Origin of the sequence: Streptomyces sp. NPDC048636, assembly GCF_040650655.1 — a bacterium.
In the GTDB taxonomy this organism is placed as follows: Bacteria; Actinomycetota; Actinomycetes; order Streptomycetales; family Streptomycetaceae; genus Streptomyces.
On the sequence record NZ_JBEZHR010000002.1, the window covers coordinates 773,893 to 798,819 of the forward strand.

The window sequence follows — 24,927 nt, forward strand, 5'->3', positions numbered from 1 at the left end:
GGCCCGCACGGGGCTCGGCGGGTGCCCTGGAGCCGCCGGGCCCAGGTGGTCGTTCCCGGTCCGGGCTGGGCCCGGGCCGGGAACGGGGGCCGGTCAGCCTCGCTGGTTGCGGAGGCGGGTGACCCAGCGGGGGGTGGTCCAGCGGTTGAGCAGGGCGGAGCGGCGGTCGGCGGCCGCCCAGACCAGGCGGGCGGCGGAGCGCGGGAGCAGGAGGGCGCGCAGGCGCTCCCAGCGGGTGGCGCGGGACCGGAGACCGGCCAGCACCTGACGGACATCGTCCGCGATACCCGCGCTCGGATGCGGCCGCGGCGCGTAGAGCACCTGCTCCACCGCCGTGGCCACCCGGCGAGCCGCCTCTGCCGCCTCGTCCGTCCCGTCCTCGAGTCCGGCGATCCGCACGATCCGGGCCACCGTGTTGCGCGAGGTCTGGGAGTCGTCCGGCACCACGCCGAAGTCCCAGGCCGAGTCGACCAGTTCGCGCCAGGCGGCGAGGGTGCGGTCGGCCGCGTCCTGATCGGTGCGGCCGGCGGAGCCGCCCAGTCTGCGGGACCGGACCCGGCGCCGCCACACCATCGGCAGCAGGGGAACCACGACCAGCAGCACCGCCAGTGCACTCCAGCCGGTGACCTTGGACGCGGACCAACCGCCGCCCGAGGAGCCGCTGTCCGGCACCTGGGCCGCCGGGCCGTCGCAGCTGCCCTCCTTCTTCATCTGCGGGGGGCAGGTGTCCGAGGCGGTCGGCGCGGCCGACGGCTCGGAGGAGGCGCTGGGCTCGTCCGAGGGCTCGTCGCTCGGCTCGCCGGTGGGCGTCTGCTCCATCGTGTAGTCGGGCTGGGTGCCACGGCTCGGGGTGGGCTCGAAGCGGGTCCAGCCGACGCCCTCGAAGTACAGCTCGGGCCAGGCGTGCGCGTCCTTGAGCCCCACCGACACCGAACCGTCCGCCTGGGTGGTGCCGGGAGTGAAGCCCACGGCCACCCGGGCCGGGATGCCCAGCGTCCGGGCCATCGCCGCCATCGAGAAGGAGAAATGGACGCAGAAGCCTTCCTTCTGCTTCAGGAAGCGGACGATGGCGGCCGAACCACTGCCGGACTGCACCTGGGTGTCGTAACGGAACCCACCGTTCACCGCGAACCAGTCCTGGAGCTTCACCGCCTTCTTGTACGCGTTGTCCGCGCCCTTCGTGATCTGCCGCGCCGTGCGCGAGACCACGGGCGGCAGCGAGTCCGGCACCTGGGTGTACTCGCGGAGCAGCCGCTTGGGCGGTGCCGGGGCCCCGGCCAGCTGCTCGGCCGTGGGCTCCACCAGCAGGCTGGAGACCCGGTACTGCTCGCCCCGGGTGGTCTGGCCGCGGTCGCCGACCAGCGTGCGGCCCTCCGGCTCATAGCGCCAGCGCCCGTCGATCTCCACCTTGGTGGCCGGGTAGGGGAGGGGCAGCCAGTTCTGCGCGTACCAGTCCGCGGCCGTGATGGTGGTGTCGACGGAGGAGACCCGCACCGAGGGGCCGAGCCCGGCCGGCGACGGCATCTGGTCCGGCACATCCGTGACATGCCGCTCCGAGGACTTCCACGAGGTGCCGTCGAACTTGTCCAGCGCGACGATCCGCAGATAGAGGTCCTGGGTGGTCTGTGAGGAAGTGCGGTACCGCAGCACCTCCTTGTTCTCCGGCTGGTTCAGGCTGTCCTGGAGCGACACCAGCGGATTCACCGCCGAGATGGTGCCACCGCTGCTGCCCGAGCCACTGCCGCCGTTCTTCTCGTCCAGCAGCCCACCGTCCAGCGAGGGCAGTGCCGCGGGCACCGCAAGGGCGATGCCCAGGGCCAGCACACCGATCCGGCGGCCGTTGCGCACCGGGGCGAGTGCCTGGCCGCCACCGGCCCCGGCCAGCCCCGATGGCGGTGCGCCGCCGGGGTGGCGGGCGCCACCGCTGAACACCCGGCCCCACTGGGACAGCCGGTCCCGGCCCTCGGCCAGCAGCAGCACCAGATATCCGGCCGCGGCCACCAGGAACCACAGCCAGTCGCCGCTGTCGTCGGAGAGCCCGGCGGCCACCGAATACAGGGCGAGCAGCGGCAGCCCGGCCGGGGCCGCGCTGCGGTAGGTGACCGCCAGGGCGTCGACCACCAGACCGATCACCAGCACTCCGCCGATCAGCAGCAGCCGGATGCCGTCGGTGAGCGGCGCCGGGATGGCGTACCGCCCGACGTCGTCCGCGCCCGAGCGCAGCAGGAGCGCGAACTCCTGAAGGGCCTGCGGGCTCGGCAGCAGCCCGCCGAGCGCCTGACCCTGCGCGAAGACCAGCGTGAGCAGCACCAGCGAGGTCAGGGCCTGGGCGGCCACCGTCAGCGGACGGGCCAGCGGCACCCGGCGGGCGGCCACGCCCACCGCGCTCTGGACCGCCAGCAACAGCAGTGCCTGGAAAAGCCATCCGGACGCGTCCACCAGCGGCAGCAGCGCACAGCCGGCCGCCACCGTGGCGAGGGTCGCGCATATCGCGAGCCGAACGCTCCCACTCATCCCGCGCCCCCCTCCGTCGCCTGAGCCGCGCCGGGGCGACTGCCCATGCGCGCCGCCGCGCCCGCGTCACTCATGCCCAGCTCCCTGTCTTACCGCCCAGCACCGACGGCCCGGCGTCGGTCCCGGCCATGCCCATGGCGTCGGCCTGCCGCCACAGCTGTGCCAACGAGCTGCCGGGGCCCACCGGAAGGGCCGTCCAGCCCGCCTCGCGCAGCCGCCGCAGCCGCTCCTCCAGCGGCTGCGGCCCCGCGCCCGGGACCCCGCGCGCCCATGCGGCGCCGTCCAGGACGAAGGCCACCGCCGCGGTGGTGCGCTGCCGCATCCGGGCGGCAAGCGCCGACTGCTCCTCGTCCAGATCGCCGAAGAAGGCCACCAGCAGCCCCTCATTGCCGCCGCGCAGCACGTCGTAGGCGGCGGAGAGGCCGACATCGTCGGAGTGGTCCACCACCGCGAGGGTGTCCAGCATCAGTCCGGCCGTCTCCGCGGAGTCATGTGAGGAACCGGAGAATCCGCCCCCGCCGTCCGGGCCGGGCACCGAGCTTCCGGTGTCGGTCAGCAGCCGCACCGCGTAACCGCGCTCCAGCAGATGCACCGCGGCCGAGGCCGCGCCGGATACCGCCCACTCGAAGCCCGAATCCGGCCCCGAGCCCTGATGGGCCACATACCGGGTGTCCAGCAGCACCGTGCAGTGGGCACGCCGCGGCTGCTCCTCCCGGCGGACCATCAACTCGCCGTAGCGCGCGGTGGAGCGCCAGTGGACACGGCGCAGATCGTCGCCGTGCCGATAGCCGCGCGGGATCACATCGTCCTCACCGGCCAGCGCCAGTGAACGGTGGCGCCCGTCCCCGTATCCCGCGGCCTCGCCGGTGAGCCGCACCGCGGGCAGCGGCTCGACCCGCGGCACCACCGTGAGGGTGTCGTAGGCGCTGAAGGCACGGGTCAGCTCGCACATCCCGAACGGGTCGTTCAACCGGAGCTGGAGCGGGCCCAGCGGATAGCGGCCCCGCAGATCCGAGCGGACCCGGTAGGACACCTCGCGGCGCCCGCCCGCCTCCACCCGGTCCAGCACGAAGCGGGGGCGCGGCCCCAGTACATACGGGACGCGGTCCTGGAGCATCAGCAGCCCGGTGGGCAGCCGCGAGACATTGTCGATCCGCAGATGCACCCGGGCCTCGGAACCGGCCGGGACCCGGGCGGGCGACAGCCGTCTGCTGCCCGCCACCCGGTACCGGGTGCGGTAGACCACGGCCACGCAGACCAGGGGGAGCGAGGCGAGCAGCAGCCCCACCCGCAGCAGATCCCCCTGGCCCAGCACATAGCTGCACACCGCGGCGGCGACTCCGGCGGCCAGGAAGGAGCGGCCGCGGGTGGTCAGCCCGGCGAGGGCGGTCCGGAGCGCTCCCTTCTCCTCCTCACCGGAGCCGTCGGGATCCGCGCTCATCCCCCCGGGGACCATCACAGCCTCCGCGCGCCCGGCTGCTGCTGGCCGTAACCGGTCGGCGGCATGGGCGGCACCGGCGGCATGGGGCCGGAATGCGGCACGGGTCCGGACGGCGACAGGGGACCTGACTGCGGCACCGGGCCCGCGCCGCGCGGAGCCGCCGTGGGCACCGAGGTGCGCTGCACGATCTCCGTGACCACCTGCTCGGAGGTGCGCCGGTTCAGCTGGGCCTGCGCCGTCGGCAGCAGCCGGTGCGCGAGCACCGGCACCACCAGCGCCTGCACATCGTCCGGCAGCGCGTATTCCCGCCCGGCCAGCGCTGCCGCCGCCTTGGCCGCCCGCAGCAGATGCAGGGTGGCGCGGGGCGAGGCACCCAGCCGCAGATCGGGGTGGTTACGGGTGCTGGACACCAGGTCCACCGCGTACCGGCGCACCGGCTCGGCCACATGCACCGAGCGCACCGCCTCGACGAGCTTCACGATGTCATGGGCGTGGGCCACCGGCTGGAGGTCGTCGAGCGGGGAGACACCGCCGTGGACATCCAGCATCTCCAGCTCGGCCTGCGGACTGGGATAGCCGATGGACACCCGCGCCATGAAGCGGTCGCGCTGCGCCTCGGGCAGCGGATAGGTGCCCTCCATCTCGACCGGGTTCTGCGTGGCCACCACCATGAAGGGGCTGGGCAGCTCATAGGTCTCGCCGTCGATGGTGACCTGCCGCTCCTCCATCGACTCCAGCAGCGCCGACTGGGTCTTGGGGGAGGCGCGGTTGATCTCGTCACCGATCACGATCTGCGAAAAGATCGCGCCAGGCTTGAACTCGAACTCCTTGCGCTGCTGATCGAAGATGCTCACCCCGGTGATGTCCGACGGCAGCAGATCCGGGGTGAACTGGATCCTCCGCACCGAGCAGTCGATGGACCGCGCCAGTGCCTTGGCGAGCATGGTCTTTCCCACGCCCGGGACATCCTCGATCAGCAGATGTCCCTCGGCGAGCAACACGGTCAGCGAAAGCCGCACGACCTCGGGCTTGCCCTCGATCACACCCTCCACCGACTGGCGGACACGCTCCGCTGTCGTGGTCAGATCGCTGAGGCTCGCTCGCTCGTCATAGGTCGTCACCCGGCCCTCCTCGGCCCGTTCTCAGGGCCGTTGCCCTGGGAAACGGACCGGCCCACCGCACACGCTGGCATCGAATCCCCCCGCGGGGTTGCGGGGGGCGATGTCACCTACGCATTCTTGCGGTCTTCGCGGCCTCGCGTCACTCGGCTGTGGATAACCCAGGGTTATTTGTCACGTCTGTACGAGTTCAGGGGGTAAATCCCCCTCAGTCGCGTGGCTCGATCTCTCGCAGCAGACCCGTCTTGACGTCGAAGACGAAGCCGCGGACATCGTCGGTGTGGAGCAGGAACGGAGAAGTGCGCACCCGCTGCATCGACTGGCGTACATCGCCGTCGAGGTCCTTGAACGCCTCGACCGCCCACGACGGCCGCTGGCCCACCTCGTTCTCCAGGTCGTGCCGGAAGTCCTCGGTCAGGTTCAGCAGACCGCAGCCGGTGTGGTGGATGAGCACCACGCTGCGGGTGCCCAGCGCGCGCTGGCTGATGGTCAGGGAACGGATGACGTCGTCGGTGACCACACCGCCCGCGTTCCGGATCGTATGGCAGTCACCCAGCTCCAGGCCGAGCGCCTCGTGCAGGTCCAGGCGTGCGTCCATACAGGCGACCACGGCGACCCGCTGCACGGGGCGGGCGTCCATGCCGGGGTCCTCGAACGTGTCGGCGTACCGCCGATTGGCCTCGACGAGGCGGTCGGTGACCGAACCTGACGGCTGGGCGTCGCGGTCTGCGGACGGCTGAGACTGCTGCTGCGGCGCGGATATCGACATGGTGACGACGGTAAGCCCACCAGCGGTCTTTGTCCTTTCTTTAGCCTGCGCAAACGAGGGCATCGGGTGCGCCGAAGGAGTGATTGTGATGCGATCCACACCCTCGCGCCCCCTCCCGGCGCGCGGTCGCCGACGCCGATCGCAACGGGGGGCGGGACGCGCTGACCGGTTGGTTGACCGAAGGGACGAGTGGACTAAAGTGGCGCGAAGTGGGAGGCGTGACGCTCCCCTTGGATTCCGGTTTTTCGCGTGAGCGCGGTGCGTACGTACCCCTCGGCCTCCTCCCGCTCCGGTCGCCTGACGTCACTTCCCCGGCGCCAGTAGGCCGCTTCCCCTTCAGAGCGGGCGGGGACCCGGAGGTGCGTACCCTCCTCGCCCGACCCTCAGAAGGGCGCACGAGCAGCGCAATGAGCAGCAACGCTCTCCATGTTCCCGTCATGCTCCAGCGCTGTCTGGACATGCTGGCCCCCGCTCTCGCCCAGCCCGGCGCGGTAGTGGTCGACTGCACCCTCGGCCTCGGCGGCCACAGCGAGGCGCTGCTGAGCAGCTTCCCGGCGGCCCGCCTCATCGCCCTCGACCGCGACCCGGACGCCCTGCGGCTCGCCGGTGAGCGGCTGGCCCCCTACGGCGATCGGGCGACGCTCGTGCACGCCGTCTACGACGAACTGCCCGAGGTGCTCGATCGCCTCGGCGTACCCCGCGTCCAGGGGGTCCTCTTCGACCTCGGCGTGTCGTCCATGCAACTGGACGAGGCCGAACGTGGCTTCGCCTACGCGCAGGACGCCCCGCTGGACATGCGGATGGACCAGACGACCGGGATCAGCGCCGCCGAGGTGCTCAACACCTACCCGCCGGGCGATCTGGTGCGCATCCTGCGCAACTACGGCGAGGAGAAGTTCGCCAAGAAGATCGTGGACGCGGTGGTGCGCGAGCGTGCCAAGGAGCCGTTCACCACCAGCGCCCGGCTGGTGGAGCTGATCCGCGAGGCGCTGCCGCAAGCCGCCAAGCGGACCGGCGGCAACCCGGCCAAGCGCACCTTCCAGGCGCTGCGCATCGAGGTCAACGGCGAGCTGGCGATCCTGGAACGGGCCATTCCGGCGGCCGTGGGGACGCTCGCGGTCGGCGGCCGGATCGCCGTCCTGTCGTACCACTCGCTCGAGGACCGCTTGGTCAAGCATGTGTTCGCGGCGGGCGCGACCAACACCGCACCGCCGGGCCTCCCGGTCGTCCCCGAGCGCTACCAGCCGCGGCTGAAGCTGCTCACCCGCGGTGCGGAGCTGCCCACCGAGGAGGAGATCGCGGAGAACCGCCGCGCGGCCCCGGCCCGCCTGCGCGGCGCGGAACGCATCCGCGAGGAGGCACTGTGAGCGACGCGCGCGCGGCCGCCGGGCCGCGGATGGCGACGGTGGCGTGGCTGCTGCGCCGTGTGGGCGGAGAAGCGAACGGGGTGGCACTGTGAGCGACGCGCGGGCGGCCGCCGGGCCGCGGATGGCGACGGTGGCGTGGCTGCTGCGCCGTGTGGGCGGAGAAGCGAACGGGGTGGCACTGTGAGCGACGCGCGCGCGGCCGCCGGGCCGCGGATGGCGACGATGGCTTGGCTGCTGCGCCGCGTGGGCGCAGTGGCCGTGCGCCGGGAGTCGCCGTGAGGGACACCAGCGGGGAGGGGCGATGAGCGGAGCAGGGTCCGGGGCGGTGCCCAAAGGGCGGTCGGTGCCGGGGTCCACGACGGCACGGCGTACGCCCTTCGTCCTGCTCGTCGTCGTCCTGCTCGGCTCCGGCCTGATCGGGCTGCTGGTGCTGAACTCCTCCCTCAACCAGGGCTCGTTCGAGGTCAGCCGACTGGAGAAGCAGACCGACGAGCTCACCGACGACCGACAGGCGCTCGAACAGGACGTGGACCGGCTCTCCGCCCCCGGAGCCCTGGAGCGGCGCGCCCGCGAGCTGGGCATGGTGCCGGGCGGCAGCCCGGCGTTCCTCAAGCCGGACGGCACCGTCAGCGGGGTGCCCGCCCCGGCCACGGCGCAGCCCACCACCCTCGGCACCACCGGCATCTGGGTGCCGCCCGCGCTGGACCCGACCCCCGCGGCGCCGCTGATCCCGACGCCGACCACGCCGACCACCCCGGCCACGCCCTCCCCCGCGGCCGCCGCCTCCGCGAACTCCACCCCGGCTCCCCAGTAGGTGACACGGTGACGCGATCCCTTGCCCGCGCCCGGCCCCGTCCGTCCGCGCACCGCTCCCGCCCCGCGGGGCCGATGAGGGAGGCCGCCGCGTGACCGCGCCCGAGGGACCGCGCCGCCGCCGGGTGCCCGGCCCGGCGGATCCGCGTGCCGAGCGGCGCCCGCGCCAGGGGGCGCCGCGGCGCCCCGGTGACCGCCCGGGCCAGCGCCCCCGCTCCGGGGCGCCACAGCAGCTCCGGCTCGGCAGCCCGCGCCCCCGGCTGCGGCTGATCAGCCTCGGTCTCACCCTGGTGATGCTGGTCTTCGTCGTACGGCTGCTCCAGGTGCAGGCCGTCGACGCCGACGCGTACGCCGCCAAGGCCAACGTCAACCGCTACATCCCGGTGAACCTGGCCGCCGAGCGCGGCTCCCTCACCGACCGCGACGGTGTCGAGCTGGCCACCACCGTGGACGCGTACGACATCACCGCCGCCCCCGACCTGCTGACGCCCAAGACGGCCAGGACGAACGACGCGCCCCGGCGGGCGGCCGCCCTCCTCGCGCCGATCCTCGGCAAGGACCGGGCGGACCTGGAGAAGAAGCTCACCGACAACCCGAAGTCGAAGTACGTGGTGCTGGCCCGGCAGCAGTCCCCGCAGGTCTGGAAGCAGATCAAGGACCTGAAGAACGCCCTGGACGGGGCGGCCGGGAAGGGCAAGGGCACCAATGTGCTGGCCGGGGTCAACCGCGAGGCCCACAGCAAGCGGATCTACCCCAACGGCGACCTCGCCGCCGGGCTGCTGGGCTTCGTGGGGGCCGACGGCCGGGGCTCCGCGGGGCTGGAGCAGCAGCTGAACAAGAAGCTGGCGGGCCAGGACGGCAAACGCGTATACGCCCAGTCCGGCGGCCACCAGGTGCCCACCGGCGACGTCAAGGAACAGCCCGCGGTGCCCGGCAGCGATGTGGAGCTGACCATCGACCGGGACCTCCAGTGGGCGGCCCAGAGCGCCATCGCCTCCCAGGTGGCCAAGTCCGGGGCGGACCGCGGCTACGTCGTCGTCCAGGACACCCGCACCGGCGAGATCCTGGCGCTGGCCAACGCCCCCGGCTTCGATCCCAACGACCTCTCCCGGCAGAAGGCGGACGCCCTGGGCAACGCGGCCGTCTCGGACGCCTACGAGCCGGGCAGCGTCAGCAAGCTGATGTCCATGGCCGCCGTCCTGGAGGAGGGCGCGGCGCGCTGGGACACCCATGTGGAGGTCCCCAACCGGCTGCCGCGCGCGGACCGTGCCTTCGCCGACGACATCGACCACCCCACCTGGTACCTGACGCTCAACGGCGTGCTCGCCAAGTCCAGCAATATCGGCACCATCCTCGCCACCGAGCAGCTCGCCAAGACCCAGCGGCAGAAGAACCGGATTCTCTATTCCTATCTGCGGAAGTTCGGGATCGGCCGGCCCACCGGACTCGGCCTCCCCGGCGAGACCCCGGGCATCCTGGCCAAACCGGAGAAGTGGAGCGCCTCGCAGCAGTACACCATCCCGTTCGGACAGGGGCTCTCGCTCAACGCCGTCCAGGCGGCCTCGGTGTACTCCACCATCGCCAACGGCGGTGAGCGGATCGCCCCCACCCTCGTCCGCGGCTCCAAGGGCCCCGGCGGCGACTACACCGCCGCGCCCAAGCCGAAGAAGACCCGGGTGGTGGGCAAGGAGACGGCCCGGACACTGTCCGAGATGCTCGAATCGGTCGTCGACGACGAACAGGGCACCGGTATCAAGGCCAAGATCCCCGGCTACCGGGTGGCGGGCAAGACCGGCACCTCCAACCGCGTGGACCCCGAGACCGGACGCTACCGCGGCTACACCGCCTCGTTCGCCGGATTCGCCCCCGCCGACAAGCCCCGGCTGACCGTCTACTGCGCCGTGCAGAACCCGACCAGGGGCAGCTACTTCGGCGGCCAGGTCTGCGGTCCGGTCTACAAGAAGGTGATGGAGTTCGGGCTCAAGAGCCTCCAGGCGGCCCCCAGCGGCACCAAGGGCAAGCAGCTCCCCGTGAGCTACAGCCCGGGTCAGTGAGCGGAACCAGCCGTGACGACGATCACGCCGGACCCCGGGAACCGCGGGCCGGTACCGCCCCGGTTCGCCCGCTCATTTCGCGGGGGACCGGGTGTCCCGGGTACGCTCACCGCCGTGCCCCACGCTGATCAGTCGCAAACGCCTCAGAAGGACGTTTCTGTGGAATATCCAGGAGCGCCGCGCCCCTTCCAGGTCCGTCCGGTTCCACTGGCGGAGCTGGCGGATCAGCTGGGCGTCGATGTCCCCGAAGCGCCGGCCGGCGCCGCGGTCACCGGGATCACCCATGACTCGCGCGCCGTACGCCCCGGCGATGTGTACGCCGCACTGTCCGGCGCCCGGCTGCACGGTGCGGACTTCGCCGCCCAGGCCGCCGATCTCGGCGCGGTGGCCGTGCTGACCGACCCGGCGGGCGCCGAGCGCGCCGCCGCCACCGGTCTGCCGGTGCTGGTCGTGGACAATCCGCGCGGCCGGATGGGCGCGCTGGCCGCCACCATCTACGGCGAGCCGGGCCGTGCCCTGTTGCAGCTGGGCATCACCGGTACTTCAGGCAAGACCACCACCGCGTACCTCATCGAGGGCGGTCTGCGGGCCGCCGCGAAGGACAAGGGCGCCCTCACCGGTCTCATCGGAACCGTCGAGACACGGATCGGCGACGAGCGGATCAAGTCCGAGCGCACCACCCCGGAGGCCACCGACCTCCAGGCGCTGTTCGCGGTGATGCGCGAACGCGAGGTCGGCTCGGTCGTCATGGAGGTCTCCAGCCACGCGCTGGTCCTCGGCCGCGTCGACGGCTGTGTCTTCGACGTCGCCGTCTTCAACAACCTCAGCCCGGAGCACATGGAGTTCCACTCCGGGATGGAGGACTACTTCCAGGCCAAGGCGCAGCTGTTCACCAAGGCCCGCAGCCGGGCCGCGGTGATCAACTACGACGACGAGTACGGCAAGCGGCTGGTGGAGCAGGCCGAGGTCCCGGTCACCACCTTCTCCGCCGAGGGCCACCCCGACGCCGACTGGCGTGCCGACGGCGTCGAGGTCGGCCCGCTCGGCTCGACCTTCACCGCCCTCGGCCCCGACGGCGAATCCGTACGGGCCGCGGCCCCGCTGCCCGGCCCGTTCAACGTGGCCAACGCGCTCGCCGCCGTCGTGGCCCTCGTCGTCGCCGGGGTCGACCCGCAGACGGCGGCCGACGGTGTGGCCGCCGTCCCCGGGGTGCCGGGGCGGCTGGAGCGCGTGGACGCGGGCCAGCCGTACCTCGCCGTCGTCGACTACGCCCATAAGACCGACGCCGTGGAGTCGGTGCTGCGCGCCCTGCGCCGGGTCACCGACGGCAAGCTGCACGCCGTCCTCGGCTGCGGCGGCGACCGCGACCGGCTCAAGCGCGGGCCCATGGGCGCCGCGGTGGCCCGGTACGCCGACACCGCCGTACTGACCTCCGACAACCCCCGCTCCGAGGACCCGCTCGCGATCCTCGCCGCCATGCTCGCGGGCGCCGCCGAGGTGCCCACGCACGAGCGGGGCGACGTACTGGTCGAGGAGGACCGGGCGAACGCCATCGCCGCCGCCGTGGCCCGCGCCGAGCCCGGTGACACCGTCATCGTCGCGGGCAAGGGCCATGAACTCGGCCAGGACATCGCCGGAGTGATCCGCGCCTTCGACGACCGCCAGGTCCTCCGCGAGGCCATCGAGCTGAGCGAGCAGACCAGACAGCGCGAATCCGATCGCCCCGCGGCGAACGGACAGCACCGGGACACACCTCAAGACAACCAGGGATGACAGACCGCCATGCGCGCACCAGCACCCTCCAGGCAGCTCTCCCGCACGGCCGGAGGTGATCAGTGATCCCACTGTCCCTCACCGAGATCACCGGCCTCGTCGGTGGACAGCCGCACGACATACCGGACCCTGATCTGAAGGTCACGGGCCCGGTAGTGATCGACTCCCGCGAGGTGCGGTCAGGCAGCCTCTTCGCCGCGCTCGCCGGAGAGCGCGTGGACGGCCATGACTTCGCGCGCGGCGCGGTCGAGGCGGGCGCGGTGGCGGTCCTGGCCACCCGCCCGGTCTCCACCCCGGACGCCCCGGTCCCCACGATCGTCGTACCCGACGTCATCGCCGCCCTGGGGGCGCTGGCGCGTGCCGTCGTGCGCCGTCTGGGCACCTCTGTGGTGGCGCTCACCGGCTCCGCGGGCAAGACCAGCACCAAGGACCTCATCGCGCAGCTGCTCCAGCGTCACGGTCCGACCGTGTGGACGCCGGGCTCGCTCAACAACGAGATCGGGCTGCCGCTGACCGCGCTGACCGCCGACGAGACCACCCAGCACCTGGTGCTGGAGATGGGTGCTCGCGGTAAGGGCCACATCCGGTACCTGACGGACCTCACCCCGCCCCGGATCGGCCTCGTCCTCAACGTCGGCACCGCCCATATCGGGGAGTTCGGCGGCCGGGAGGCGATCGCCGAGGCCAAGGGCGAGCTGGTGGAGGCGCTGCCGTCCGCCGAGGACGGCGGAGTCGCGGTGCTCAACGCCGACGACCCCCTGGTGCGCGCCATGGCGTCCCGCACCACGGCCCGCACGGTGCTGTTCGGAGAGCGCGAGGGCGCCGACGTACGCGCGGCGAACGTCCGGCTCGCCGACGGCGGCCGGCCCGCCTTCACGCTCCACACCCCCACCGGGTGCAGCGAAGTGACCATGCGCCTGTACGGTGAGCACCACGTGTCGAACGCGCTCGCCGCGGCCGCCGTCGCCCATGAGTTGGGCATGTCCGTCGACGAGATCGCCGTGGCGCTCTCCGAGGCGGGTCAGCTCTCCCGCTGGCGGATGGAGGTCACCGAGCGCTCGGACGGCGTGACGGTCGTCAACGACGCCTACAACGCGAACCCCGAGTCCATGAGAGCCGCGCTGCGGGCGCTGGTCGCCATGGGCGCCGCTACACCGGGGCGTCGTACGTGGGCGGTGCTGGGCCGGATGGCCGAGCTGGGCGAGGAGTCACTCGCCGAGCACGACGCGGTCGGGCGGCTGGCCGTCCGGCTCAACGTCAGCAAGCTCGTGGCGGTCGGCGGCCAGGAGGCCGCCTGGCTGGATATGGGCGCCAAGAACGAGGGTTCGTGGGGTGAGGAGTCGGTGCACGTGTCCGACGTGCGGGCAGCGGTCGATCTGCTGCGCGGCGAGCTGCGACCGGGGGACGTCGTGTTGGTGAAGGCGTCCAGGTCGGTCGGTCTGGAGAAGCTCGCGCAGGCGCTGCTCGAGGGTGAGGTCACCGGCCGATGAGCATGGGGCAGACGCTCTTGGCCGGAGCCGTCGCTGTAGGCCAGGGAGAAGAACACGTACCCGCGATGAGGCAGATCCTCTACGCCGGAGCCATCGGGCTCTTTCTGACGCTGATCGGCACACCGCTGCTGATCAAGCTGCTCGCGCGCAAGGGCTATGGCCAGTACATCCGGGACGACGGCCCGAGGACCCACGGCTCCAAGCGCGGTACCCCCACGATGGGTGGTATCGCCTTCATCCTGGCCACGCTGATCGCGTACGCCGTGACCAAGGTGATCACCGGCAGCCAGCCCACCTTCTCCGGTGTGCTGGTGCTCTTCCTGTTCGCGGGCATGGGCCTGGTCGGCTTCCTGGACGACTACATCAAGATCGTCAAGCAGCGGAGCCTGGGGCTGCGGGCCAAGGCGAAGATGGCCGGACAGCTCATCGTCGGCATCGCCTTCGCGATCCTCTCGCTGAACTTCGCGGACGCGCGCCAGCAGACCCCGGCCTCCGACCGGCTCTCCTTCGTCCAGGACTTCGGCTGGTCCTTCGGCCCGGTGATCTTCGCGATCTGGGCGCTGTTCATGATCCTCGCGATGTCGAACGGTGTGAACCTCACCGACGGTCTGGACGGTCTGGCCACCGGCGCCTCGGTGATGGTCTTCGGCGCCTACACCTTCATCGGCGTCTGGCAGTACCAGGAGTCCTGCGCCAACGCCAAAACGCTCATCAACCCCTCGTCCTGTTTCGAGGTCCGTGACCCGCTCGATCTCGCGGTCGTGGCCTCGGCGCTGATGGGTGCCTGCTTCGGCTTCCTGTGGTGGAACACCTCACCGGCCAAGATCTTCATGGGGGACACCGGCTCGCTCGCCCTCGGCGGCGCGCTGGCGGGGCTGGCCATCTGCTCCCGTACGGAGCTGCTGATGGCCATCCTGGGCGGTCTGTTCGTTCTGATCACCCTGTCCGTGGTCATCCAGGTCGGCTCCTTCCGGCTCACCGGACGCCGGGTCTTCCGGATGGCGCCACTCCAGCACCACTTCGAACTCAAGGGGTGGAGCGAGGTCCTTGTGGTGGTCCGGTTCTGGATCATCCAGGGCATGTGCGTGATCGTCGGACTCGGCCTGTTCTACGCGGGCTGGCGGGCCCAGTGACATCCCCCGCCACCGGCCCCGATGTGGGCGACCTCGCCGGGCGACGGGTCACCGTCGCCGGGCTCGGCGTCTCCGGCGTCCCCGCGGCGCGTGCGCTGCGGGGACTCGGGGCCCTCGTCACCGTGGTCAACGGCAGTGACGGCGAGGCGCAGCGCGCCCAGGCCGCCGAGCTCGAGCCGCTGGGCATCACCGTCCGGCTCGGCGACGGCGACACCTTGCCCGAATCCTCCGAACTGGTCGTCACCACGCCCGGCTGGAAGCCCTCCAGCCCGCTCTTCCTGGCCGCCGCGGAGGCCGGGGTACCGGTCTGGGGCGATGTGGAGCTGGCGTGGCGGCTGCGCGCCCCGGACGCACCGCCCTGGCTCGCGGTCACCGGCACCAACGGCAAGACCACCACGGTGCGGATGCTGGCCTGCATCCTGGAGGCGGCCGGGCTGCGCACCGCGGCCGTCGGCAACATCGGCGTCTCGCTGCTGGACATCGTGCTGGGCGAGACGCCGTACGACGTGCTGGCGGTCGAACTGTCCAGCTATCAGCTGCACTGGGCGCCCTCGCTGCGCGCCCACTCCGGGGCGGTGCTCAACCTCGCCCCCGACCACCTCGACTGGCACGGCTCCATGGCGGCCTACGCGGCCGACAAGGGCCGGATCTACGAGGGCAACCAGGTGGCCTGTGTCTACAACACCGCCGACCCGGCCACCGAGGACCTGGTGCGCGCGGCCGATGTCGAGGAGGGCTGCCGGGCGATCGGCTTCACCCTCGGCACCCCCGGCCCCTCCCAGCTCGGCGTCGTGGAGAACATCCTCGTCGACCGGGCCTTCGTGACCAACCGGCAGAAGCAGGCGCAGGAGCTCGCCGAGGTCTCCGATGTGAACCCCCCGGCGCCCCACAACATCGCCAACGCGCTCGCCGCGGCGGCCCTGGCCCGCGCCTACGGGGTGCCGCCCGCGGCCGTACGGGACGGCTTGCGCGCCTTCCGTCCCGACCCGCACCGGGTGGAGCACATCGCGGACGTCGGCGGGGTCGCCTACGTCGACGACTCCAAGGCCACCAACACCCACGCCGCCGAGGCGTCGTTGGGCGCCTACGAGCGCATCGTGTGGATCGCGGGCGGGCTGGCCAAGGGCGCCACCTTCGACGAGCTGGTGGTGACGGCCGCCAAGCGGCTGCGCGGGGTGGTGCTGATCGGCGCCGACCGCGCGCTGATCCGGGAAGCGCTCGCGCGACACGCAGCGGATGTCCCGGTCGTGGACCTCGAGCGGACCGACACTGGGGCGATGGCGGCGGCTGTGCGCGAAGCGGCCCGGCTCGCCCGGCCGGGCGATACCGTCCTGATGGCACCCGCCTGCGCCTCGATGGACATGTTCGTCAACTACAACAAGCGGGGCGACGCCTTCGCCGCGGCGGTCCACGACCTGGCCTCCGGCCCGGTCCCGGACGACCGGTAGCCCACCGGTCCCCGCCCGTGCACCGCTCGCGCGGGGAATCCGGAGGGGATACGAGATGACGCCTGAGCAGCCCGCCGCCCCGCGGTCCCGGCAGAGCGCCCCCGGCGCGGGCCGCACCACGCCCCGCGCGGGCGCGGCGCCGCGTGTGCGGGCGGCCGTGCGCGCCGGAGGGCGGGCGGCGGTCCTCGCGCGCCCGCGCGGCGGCGGCCCCAAGCTGCCGCGCCGCCCCACCCGCTCCTCGGTGCTGGAGTCGCTGCGCCGGACGCAGGCGCGCGTCCGGCGGGCCTGGGACCGGCCGCTCACCGCGTACTACCTGGTCCTCGGCGGTGCGCTGCTGATCACGGTGCTGGGTCTGGTGATGGTCTACTCGGCCTCGCAGATCAAGGCGTTGCAGTCCGGTCTGTCCCCGTCGTACTTCTTCCGCAAGCAGCTCTTCGCGGCGGCGCTGGGCGGCTCGCTGATGCTGCTCGCGGTGCGCATGCCCATCAAACTGCACCGCGCCTTCGCCTATCCGCTGCTGGCGGTCTCGGTCTTCCTGATGTGTCTGGTCCAGGTGCCCGGGATGGGCATCTCGGTCAACGGCAACCGGAACTGGATCTCCTTCGGCGGTCCGTTCCTCCTCCAGCCCAGCGAGTTCGGGAAGCTGGCGCTGGTGCTGTGGGGAGCGGATCTGCTCGCCCGTAAACAGGACAAGCGGTTGCTGGCCCAGTGGAAGCACCTGCTGGTGCCGCTGGTGCCCGCCACGGCGATGCTGCTCGGCCTGATCATGCTGGGCGGCGATATGGGCACCGCGATCATCCTCACCGCGATCCTGTTCGGCCTGCTCTGGCTGGCCGGTGCCCCCACCCGGCTGTTCGTCGGCGTGCTGGCGTTCGCCGGGGCCGTCGGGGTGCTGCTCATCAAGACAAGCGCCAACCGGATGTCCCGGCTCGCCTGTATCGGCGCCACCGAGCCCGGAGACCATGATCAGTGCTGGCAGGCGGTGCACGGGATCTACGCGCTCGCCAACGGCGGCTGGTTCGGCTCCGGACTCGGAGCATCCATGGAGAAATGGGGCGAACTACCTGAACCGCATACCGACTTCATCTTCGCCATTACCGGGGAGGAACTCGGCCTGGCGGGGACGCTGTCGGTCCTCGTCCTCTTCGCGGCTCTAGGCTATGCGGGTATCCGCGTGGCCGGACGCACGGAGGACCCCTTCGTGAGGTACGCCGCGGGAGGTGTGACCACCTGGATCACGGCCCAGGCCGTGGTCAATATCGGTGCGGTGCTCGGTCTGCTGCCGATCGCCGGGGTTCCGCTCCCGCTGTTCTCCTACGGAGGGTCCGCCCTGCTGCCGACCATGTTCGCCGTCGGTCTGCTGATCGCCTTCGCACGGGCCGAGCCCGCCGCGCGGGCGGCGCTGGCCATGCGGCAGCCTGCTTTGCGGAAGAAGCTGGCTCGGGTGAGACGGAAGACGATGAGACGGCCCGTCAAGAAGCGGCCGTCCGGAGAGCGGTGAATTTCGGTGCATGTCGTACTCGCCGGTGGGGGGACCGCCGGCCACATCGAGCCCGCGCTCGCCCTCGCGGATGCCCTGCGCAGGCAGGATCCGACCGTGGGGATCACAGCGCTCGGCACGGAGCGGGGTCTTGAGACCCGACTCGTGCCCGAGCGTGGCTATGAACTCGGGCTGATCCCCGCCGTGCCGCTGCCGCGCAAGCCCACCCCCGAGCTGATCACCGTCCCCGGGCGGCTGCGCGGCACCATCAAGGCCGCCGAGCAGATCCTGGAGCGCACCAAGGCCGACTGTGTGGTCGGCTTCGGCGGCTATGTGGCGCTGCCCGGCTATCTGGCCGCCAAGCGCCTCGGGGTCCCGATCGTGGTCCACGAGGCCAACGCCCGGCCCGGCCTCGCCAACAAGATCGGCTCCCGCTACGCCAAGTACGTCGCGGTCTCCACCCCGGACAGCAAGCTCCGCAACGCCCACTACGTCGGCATCCCGCTGCGCCGCTCGATCGCCACCCTGGACCGGGCCGCCGTCCGGCCCGAGGCGCGCGCGGCCTTCGGCCTCGACCCCAACCTGCCGACGCTGCTGGTCTCCGGCGGTTCGCAGGGCGCCCGCAGGCTCAACGAGGTGGTCCAGACGGTCGCCCCGTTCCTCCAGCGGGCCGGGATTCAGGTACTGCACGCGGTCGGCCCGAAAAATGAAATGCCGCATGTGGACAACATGCCCGGAATGCCGCCCTACATCCCGGTACCGTACGTGGACCGGATGGACCTCGCGTACGCCGCGGCGGACATGATGCTCTGCCGCGCGGGCGCGATGACCGTCGCCGAGCTGTCCGCCGTCGGGCTTCCGGCCGCCTATGTGCCGCTGCCCATCGGCAATGGTGAGCAGCGGCTCAACGCCCAGCCGGTGGTCAAGGCGGGCGGCGGGCTGCTGGTGGACGACGCCGAGCTGACTCCCGAGTGGGTGCAGAACCATGTGCTCCCGGTGCTCGGCGACCCGCACCGGCTGTACGACATGTCGCGGCGCGCCGCCGAATTCGGCCGCCGGGACGCCGACGAGCTGCTGGTCGGCATGGTGTACGAGGCAATCGCGGCACGCCGCCAGGCGTGAGAAGGCAGGGAGCGTGGCCGGACCGACGACCGCCAAGAGCGGCTCCCGACGGACGTCGCCGTCCGGCCCGCCCCCGAGCGTCTTCACCACCCGCCGCGGGCCGCGGCTGCCGAGCCGCCGCACCGTGCTGGCGCTCGCGGCGGCCCTGACCGTGCTGGGCGCCGCGACCGTCTGGCTGCTCTACGGCTCGAGCTGGCTGCGCGCCGAGCGGGTGACGGTCACCGGCGCCCGGGAGCTGACCGCCGGCGAGATCCGCGAGGCCGCGGACGTTCCCCTGGACACCCCCCTGGTCACCGTGGACACCGCCGGGATCGCACATCGGCTGCGGGAGCGGCTGCCGAGGATAGCGAAAGTGAACGTTTCCCGGTCATGGCCGCACACCATCAGTCTGGATGTGACGGAACGCAAGGCCGAAGCGATTGTCGAAGAGGGCGGGAAGTTCCGCGAAGTGGACGCCCATGGCGTACGGTTCGCCACCTCGGCCAAGCGTCCGAAGGGTGTTCCGCTGCTGGAAATGGAGCCGGACCGGTCGCCGAGTTCGCGCCATTTCGGTGCCACCAGGCTCCGTCGGGAGGCGGTCCGGGTGGTCACCCAACTCCCCGCCGCGGTCCGCCGGGACACCCGTTCCCTCCGGGTCCGCTCGTACGATTCGATCACGGTGGTCCTCACCCGTGGGCGTACGGTCGCCTGGGGCAGTGGGGAGCGCGGTACGGCGAAGGCGCGGACCCTGACGGCGCTCATGAAAGCGAGGCCGGACGCGGACCACTTCGACGTCAGCGCGCCGAGCGCCCCCGCGGTGTCTCGCAGTTGACCTGATCGACCCTGGCCAGCACCCTGGTTGGCTTGCCCACTGGGTGATCACATAGGGTGAAAAGAAAAACGGGAGGTTCGGCGTGTTCATTGAACGCGCGCCACTTGTCGACTTAGTGTCCTGTTCCGAAGAGTCCGGGAAACAGAGGCACTGGTAACCCTAAACTTCAGCGTTAGGGTTGGGGTCGGCAATCGGAACCGTCCCATTCGGCATCAGTCGGCGCACCGCTTCAACGGCGGGGTGACGACACGTAACTCGAGGCGAGAGGCCTTCGACGTGGCAGCACCGCAGAACTACCTCGCAGTCATCAAGGTCGTCGGCATCGGCGGCGGTGGCGTGAATGCCATCAACCGGATGATCGAGGTCGGGCTCAAGGGCGTCGAGTTCATCGCGATCAACACCGATGCGCAGGCCCTGCTGATGAGTGACGCGGACGTCAAGCTGGACGTCGGCCGTGAGCTCACCCGTGGCCTCGGCGCGGGCGCCAACCCCGAGGTCGGCCGGAAGGCCGCCGAGGACCACCGCGAGGAGATCGAGGAGGTCCTCAAGGGGGCCGACATGGTCTTCGTGACGGCGGGCGAGGGCGGCGGCACCGGCACCGGAGGTGCCCCGGTCGTCGCCAACATCGCCCGTTCCCTGGGCGCCCTGACGATCGGTGTGGTGACCCGCCCGTTCACCTTCGAGGGCCGTCGCCGCGCCAACCAGGCCGAGGACGGTATCGCCGGCCTGCGCGACGAGGTCGACACCCTGATCGTGATCCCGAACGACCGCCTGCTGTCCATTTCGGACCGTCAGGTGAGTGTGCTCGACGCCTTCAAGTCGGCGGACCAGGTGCTGCTGTCCGGTGTCCAGGGCATCACCGACCTGATCACCACCCCGGGCCTGATCAACCTCGACTTCGCCGACGTCAAGTCCGTGATGTCCGAGGCGGGCTCGGCGCTCATGGGCATCGGCTCGGCGCGCGGCGACGACCGCGCGGTGGCCGCGGCCGAGATGGCCATCTCCTCGCCGCTGCTGGAGGCGTCCATCGACGGCGCCCGGGGCGTGCTGCTCTCCATCTCCGGCGGCTCCGACCTCGGTCTCTTCGAGATCAACGAGGCCGCCCAGCTGGTGAGCGAGGCCGCCCACCCCGAGGCGAACATCATCTTCGGCGCCGTGATCGACGACGCGCTCGGCGACGAGGTCCGGGTCACCGTGATCGCCGCCGGATTCGACGGCGGCCAGCCGCCCGCGAAGAACCGCGACAAGGTGCTCGGCGCGTACAACGGGAGCGGCCCCCGCGAGGAGGGCTCGAGCAGCTCTTCGAACCGCCCGGCCACCCAGGAGCCCAGCCGCCCGTCCTTCGGCGGACTCGGCAGCGTCACCCCGCGCGAGGAGGAGCCCGCCCCGGCGGACCCCGCCCCGGTGGCCGAGGTCCCGGCACCCCCGGTCGCCACCCCGCAGGTTCCCCCGGCCCGGCCCTACCCGGAGAGCCAGGCCGAGGAGCTGGACGTGCCGGACTTCCTCAAGTGAGCCCGGTGAGATGGTTCCCCGGCAATCCTGAAGTGATCGAGCAGTGATAGGGCAACAGCACGACGCGAGCGGCGCGCACTTCGCCTTCACCGACCGGTGGGGCGGGGTGAGCGCCGTTCCGTATGACGAGCTCAATCTCGGCGGCGCGGTCGGCGACCTCCCTCAGGCCGTACGGACCAACCGCGAGCTGGCCGCCAAGGCGCTGGGCCTGGACCCGGCCGCGGTGGTCTGGATGCACCAGGTGCACGGCCGGGATGTCGCGGTGGTCGACGGCCCGTGGACCGACGTCGAGCGGATCCCCTCGGTGGACGCCCTGGTGACGCGGCGTCGGGGGCTGGCCCTCGCCGTCCTCACCGCCGACTGCACCCCGGTGCTGCTGGCCGATCCGGTGGCGGGTGTCACCGGGGCCGCGCACGCCGGGCGGCCGGGTCTGGTCGCCGGGGTGGTCCCGGCGGTGGTCGAGGCGATGACGGCGCAGGGCGCCGACCCCGCCCGGATCATCGCCCGCACCGGCCCCTCGGTCTGCGGACGCTGCTACGAGGTGCCCGCCGCGATGCGCGCCGAGGTCGCCCGGACGGTCCCCGAGTCCTGGGCCGAGACCGGCTGGGGCACCCCGGCGGTCGATGTGGCCGCGGGCGTACGGGCCCAACTGGCCTGTGCCGGTGTCGAGATGGATGGACAATCTCACATCTGCACGCTGGAATCGGCGGACCACTTCTCCTACCGACGCGAGCACACCACCGGGCGGCTCGCGAGCTATGTGTGGCTGGACGGCTGAGCTGTGACGGATCGCAAGACGGAACTGGCCGCGAATCTGACCCAGGTAGAGGAACGTATCTCCGCCGCCTGTGCCGCCGCCGGTCGCAAGCGCGAAGAGGTGACCCTGATCGTGGTCACCAAGACCTACCCGGCGAGCGATGTCCGTTTGCTCGCGGAACTGGGCGTACGGCATGTCGCCGAGAACCGTGACCAGGAGGCGGCACCCAAAGCAGCCGAATACGCGGATCTGCCGCTGATCTGGCACTTTGTCGGGCAATTGCAGACCAATAAGGTACGTTCCGTCTCCAGTTATGCCGACGTGGTGCAATCTGTCGATCGCAAGCGATTGGTCGACGCTCTCTCCGCGGCGGCGGTGCGTACCGCCCGGGAGATGGGCGTCCTGATCCAGGTCGCCCTCGACGCGGACTCCGGTGAGCGGGGAGCGCGCGGCGGGGTCGGCCCGGACGGAGTGGAGTCGCTGGCCGAGTCCGTGATCGCGGCCGAAGGGCTGCGGCTGGACGGTCTGATGACCGTCGCACCGCTGGCCGGTCCCTACGAGGGGCGGCCGCGGGCGGCCTTCGACCGGCTGCTGGAAATCTCATCCCGCCTGCGCGCGGCCCATCCGGCTGCCAACATGGTCTCCGCGGGAATGAGCTCGGACCTGGAGGAAGCGGTGGCGGCGGGGGCGACACATGTGCGCGTCGGCACTGCGGTACTCGGAGTCCGACCCCCGCTCCGGTAACGTCGCGAAGAAGTCGGACCACAGTAGAAAATATGGTCATTCCCGTCAAAAGGCGGGCAGGCCACGTGGATCCATGGCAGCCGGTGGCGGAGCCGATCCACCACAGAGCGGAGGACGCAGAGAATGGCCGGCGCGATGCGCAAGATGGCGGTCTACCTCGGCCTCGTGGAGGACGATGGGTACGACGGCCGGGGGTTCGACCCCGATGACGATTTCGAGCCCGAGCCGGAGCCCGAGCGGGACCGTCGGCGGCACCAGGTGGTGGAGACCGAACCTCGCCCGGAAAGGGGCGAATCCATGCGAGTCGTCCATCCCCCCGCACAGCGTGAACCCGCTCCGCTAGCGGTGGAAACCGGACGACCCGCGCGAATTGCCCCCGTGGCGTCCATCACACCTGAACGTCAGAACTTGGAGAAGAACGCACCGGTGATCATGCCCAAGGTCGTGTCCGAGCGGGAGCCCTACCGCATCACCACACTGCACCCGCGGACCTACAACGAGGCCCGTACTATCGGGGAACACTTCCGTGAGGGCACTCCGGTGATCATGAATCTGACGGAGATGGACGACACGGACGCGAAGCGACTTGTCGACTTTGCCGCCGGACTCGTCTTCGGTCTCCATGGGAGCATTGAGCGGGTGACGCAGAAGGTGTTCCTGTTGTCTCCTGCTAACGTCGATGTCACGGCGGAGGACAAGGCCCGTATCGCAGAGGGCGGGTTCTTCAACCAGAGCTGAGACGCAACACGGCAACATCGAGTCATCCGAGGCCGCGAGGCCGAGTACGAGCCAGGGGAGAGGGACGCGCGGGATGGGCATCGCACTACAGGTGGTCTACATCGCGCTGTACTGCTTCCTGATCGTGCTGATCTTCCGGCTGGTGATGGACTACGTCTTCCAGTTCGCACGCTCGTGGCAACCCGGTCGGGCGATGGTGGTCATCCTCGAGGCCACCTACACTGTGACCGATCCGCCACTCAAGCTCTTGCGGCGGTTCATTCCACCGCTGCGTCTCGGGGGTGTGGCGCTCGACCTGTCCTTCTTCGTGCTGATGATCATCGTCTGGATCCTGATCACCGTCGTGAGCAATTTTGCGAGCAGCGTGTGAACGATACGGTCTTGCCGATTGCCGACGACTACGTTGAGGTGAAGTAGAGATGCCGTTGACCCCCGAGGACGTGCGGAACAAGCAGTTCACGACCGTCCGCCTCCGAGAAGGCTATGACGAGGACGAGGTCGATGCCTTCCTCGATGAGGTCGAAGCCGAACTGACCCGGTTGTTGCGGGAGAACGAGGACCTGCGCGCCAAGCTGGCGGCCGCCACCAGGGCCGCCGCGCAGAGCCAGCAGCAACAAGGCATGCGCAAGCCTCCAGAACAGCAGGAGAGGCCCGGGGCACCTGTCCCCGCCGCCATATCCGGACCGCAGCCGGTGCCGCCCGGCCAGCAGCAGATGGGTGGCCCGCCCCAACTTCCGGGCGGTGCCCCGCAGCTGCCGGCCGGTCCGATGGGCCAGAACGGCCCCGGACCGATGCAGCAGGGCGGACCCGGCCCGATGGGCCAGAACGGCCCGATGGGTCAGAACGGCCCCATGGGTCAGAACGGCCCGATGGGTCAGAACGGCCCGATGGGTCAGAACGGCCCGATGGGCCAGAACGGCCCCATGGGACCCGGTGGACCCATGGCCGGCCCGATGGGCGGTCCCGGTGGTCCCGGCGGTCCCCAGCTGCCGCAGCCGGGGCAGGGCCCGGGCGGCGACAGCGCCGCGCGCGTGCTCTCGCTCGCGCAGCAGACCGCCGACCAGGCGATCGCGGAGGCCCGTTCCGAGGCCAACAAGATCGTCGGCGAGGCCCGTAGCCGCGCCGAGGGCCTGGAGCGGGACGCCCGCGCCAAGGCCGACGCCCTGGAGCGGGACGCCCAGGAGAAGCACCGTGTCGCGATGGGCTCCCTGGAGTCCGCTCGCGCCACGCTCGAGCGCAAGGTCGAGGACCTGCGCGGCTTCGAGCGCGAGTACCGCACGCGGCTGAAGTCGTACCTGGAGAGCCAGCTGCGCCAGCTGGAGAACCAGGCCGATGACTCGCTGGCCCCGCCGCGCACCCCGGCCACCGCCTCGCTGCCGCCGTCCCCCTCGATGAGCGGTTCCATGGCCTCGGCCGGTGCCGGCACGATGGGCGGCCACACCATGGGTGGCAACCAGTCCATGGGCGGTCAGTCCATGGGTGGCCACGGGCAGAACGGTGGCGCGCCGTCCTACGGTGGGCAGCAGCAGATGTCGCCCGCGATGACACAGCCGATGGCACCGGTGCGGCCGCAGAGTCCGCAGCCGATGCAGCAGGCGCCCAGCCCGATGCGGGGCTTTCTGATCGACGAGGACGACAACTGAGGCGGGCCGCTTAGCGCGGAGCGTTCGGCAATCACGAGGGCCGGGTCCCGGGAGATCTCTCCTGGGGCCCGGCCCTTCGTCGTGTGTGCGGCTGTGGGGGGCTTTCCCCTACCCGCCCCTTCCCGTAACCGGGGCTCCGCCCCGGACCCCGGTCCTCAACCGCCGGACGGGCTGGAACCAGCCCGTCCGGCGATCGAGGG

20 protein-coding genes are annotated in these 24,927 nt (G+C 71.4%); 16 read left to right on the forward strand and 4 right to left on the reverse strand.

The features are described 5' to 3' along the window. Positions 1 to 93 precede the first annotated feature (93 nt). From AB0C66_RS09320 to AB0C66_RS09335, 4 genes are all read right to left on the reverse strand, one after another. On the reverse strand, positions 94 to 2,514 hold the full coding sequence (locus AB0C66_RS09320; protein WP_362434926.1) for a transglutaminaseTgpA domain-containing protein: 2,421 nt from the start codon (positions 2,512 to 2,514) through the stop codon (positions 94 to 96). Between the two features lie 70 nt (positions 2,515 to 2,584). Next, the gene (locus AB0C66_RS09325) at positions 2,585 to 3,955 is read right to left on the reverse strand and encodes a DUF58 domain-containing protein (protein WP_362434929.1); all 1,371 of its coding nucleotides are present in this window, start codon (positions 3,953 to 3,955) and stop codon (positions 2,585 to 2,587) included. Positions 3,956 to 3,969: 14 nt separating this feature from the next. Then, complete coding sequence (locus AB0C66_RS09330; protein ID WP_362434932.1) at positions 3,970 to 5,076, reverse strand: MoxR family ATPase; 1,107 nt, start codon at positions 5,074 to 5,076, stop codon at positions 3,970 to 3,972. Positions 5,077 to 5,281: 205 nt separating this feature from the next. Continuing rightward, complete coding sequence (locus tag AB0C66_RS09335; RefSeq protein ID WP_362434934.1) at positions 5,282 to 5,842, reverse strand: carbonic anhydrase; 561 nt, start codon at positions 5,840 to 5,842, stop codon at positions 5,282 to 5,284. A 407-nt stretch (positions 5,843 to 6,249) separates the two neighbouring features. Between AB0C66_RS09335 and rsmH the strand changes: the two genes are divergently transcribed. The 16 genes from rsmH (at position 6,250) to AB0C66_RS09415 (ending at position 24,727) form a co-directional block, all read left to right on the forward strand. Further along, complete coding sequence (gene rsmH / locus AB0C66_RS09340) at positions 6,250 to 7,209, forward strand: 16S rRNA (cytosine(1402)-N(4))-methyltransferase RsmH (protein ID WP_362434937.1); 960 nt, start codon at positions 6,250 to 6,252, stop codon at positions 7,207 to 7,209. Positions 7,210 to 7,510: 301 nt separating this feature from the next. Beyond that, positions 7,511 to 8,023 (forward strand): septum formation initiator family protein, encoded by a 513-nt coding sequence (locus AB0C66_RS09345; RefSeq protein ID WP_362434940.1) that lies wholly within the window; start codon positions 7,511 to 7,513, stop codon positions 8,021 to 8,023. A 91-nt stretch (positions 8,024 to 8,114) separates the two neighbouring features. After that, the gene (locus AB0C66_RS09350; RefSeq protein WP_362434943.1) at positions 8,115 to 10,076 is read left to right on the forward strand and encodes a penicillin-binding protein 2; all 1,962 of its coding nucleotides are present in this window, start codon (positions 8,115 to 8,117) and stop codon (positions 10,074 to 10,076) included. A gap of 12 nt (positions 10,077 to 10,088) precedes the next feature. Beyond that, positions 10,089 to 11,849, forward strand: a complete 1,761-nt coding sequence (locus tag AB0C66_RS09355; RefSeq protein WP_362434946.1) for a UDP-N-acetylmuramoyl-L-alanyl-D-glutamate--2,6-diaminopimelate ligase — start codon at positions 10,089 to 10,091, stop codon at positions 11,847 to 11,849. A 62-nt stretch (positions 11,850 to 11,911) separates the two neighbouring features. Further along, on the forward strand, positions 11,912 to 13,339 hold the full coding sequence (gene murF / locus AB0C66_RS09360) for a UDP-N-acetylmuramoyl-tripeptide--D-alanyl-D-alanine ligase (RefSeq protein ID WP_362434949.1): 1,428 nt from the start codon (positions 11,912 to 11,914) through the stop codon (positions 13,337 to 13,339). A 65-nt stretch (positions 13,340 to 13,404) separates the two neighbouring features. After that, entirely contained in the window at positions 13,405 to 14,472 is a 1,068-nt protein-coding gene (mraY, locus tag AB0C66_RS09365) for a phospho-N-acetylmuramoyl-pentapeptide-transferase (protein WP_362434952.1), read from the forward strand. Then, complete coding sequence (murD, locus tag AB0C66_RS09370; protein WP_362434955.1) at positions 14,469 to 15,920, forward strand: UDP-N-acetylmuramoyl-L-alanine--D-glutamate ligase; 1,452 nt, start codon at positions 14,469 to 14,471, stop codon at positions 15,918 to 15,920. Before mraY ends, murD begins: the two co-directional genes overlap by 4 nt. A gap of 55 nt (positions 15,921 to 15,975) precedes the next feature. Beyond that, the gene (gene ftsW, locus AB0C66_RS09375; RefSeq protein ID WP_362434958.1) at positions 15,976 to 17,421 is read left to right on the forward strand and encodes a putative lipid II flippase FtsW; all 1,446 of its coding nucleotides are present in this window, start codon (positions 15,976 to 15,978) and stop codon (positions 17,419 to 17,421) included. A 6-nt stretch (positions 17,422 to 17,427) separates the two neighbouring features. Next, positions 17,428 to 18,522, forward strand: coding sequence for an undecaprenyldiphospho-muramoylpentapeptide beta-N-acetylglucosaminyltransferase (murG, locus tag AB0C66_RS09380; protein WP_176183474.1), 1,095 nt, complete (start codon positions 17,428 to 17,430; stop codon positions 18,520 to 18,522). A gap of 13 nt (positions 18,523 to 18,535) precedes the next feature. Continuing rightward, the gene (locus tag AB0C66_RS09385; RefSeq protein ID WP_362434961.1) at positions 18,536 to 19,333 is read left to right on the forward strand and encodes an FtsQ-type POTRA domain-containing protein; all 798 of its coding nucleotides are present in this window, start codon (positions 18,536 to 18,538) and stop codon (positions 19,331 to 19,333) included. 276 nt (positions 19,334 to 19,609) lie between these two features. Continuing rightward, the gene (ftsZ, locus tag AB0C66_RS09390) at positions 19,610 to 20,845 is read left to right on the forward strand and encodes a cell division protein FtsZ (protein WP_362434964.1); all 1,236 of its coding nucleotides are present in this window, start codon (positions 19,610 to 19,612) and stop codon (positions 20,843 to 20,845) included. Between the two features lie 43 nt (positions 20,846 to 20,888). Continuing rightward, positions 20,889 to 21,623 (forward strand): peptidoglycan editing factor PgeF, encoded by a 735-nt coding sequence (pgeF, locus tag AB0C66_RS09395; protein ID WP_362434967.1) that lies wholly within the window; start codon positions 20,889 to 20,891, stop codon positions 21,621 to 21,623. 3 nt (positions 21,624 to 21,626) lie between these two features. Then, positions 21,627 to 22,346 (forward strand): YggS family pyridoxal phosphate-dependent enzyme, encoded by a 720-nt coding sequence (locus AB0C66_RS09400; RefSeq protein ID WP_362434970.1) that lies wholly within the window; start codon positions 21,627 to 21,629, stop codon positions 22,344 to 22,346. Between the two features lie 123 nt (positions 22,347 to 22,469). Continuing rightward, positions 22,470 to 23,084 (forward strand): cell division protein SepF, encoded by a 615-nt coding sequence (sepF, locus tag AB0C66_RS09405; protein ID WP_362434973.1) that lies wholly within the window; start codon positions 22,470 to 22,472, stop codon positions 23,082 to 23,084. Between the two features lie 73 nt (positions 23,085 to 23,157). Continuing rightward, complete coding sequence (locus AB0C66_RS09410; RefSeq protein ID WP_176183480.1) at positions 23,158 to 23,454, forward strand: YggT family protein; 297 nt, start codon at positions 23,158 to 23,160, stop codon at positions 23,452 to 23,454. Positions 23,455 to 23,503: 49 nt separating this feature from the next. Then, positions 23,504 to 24,727 (forward strand): DivIVA domain-containing protein, encoded by a 1,224-nt coding sequence (locus AB0C66_RS09415; protein WP_362434976.1) that lies wholly within the window; start codon positions 23,504 to 23,506, stop codon positions 24,725 to 24,727. The last annotated feature ends 200 nt before the right edge of the window (positions 24,728 to 24,927 follow it).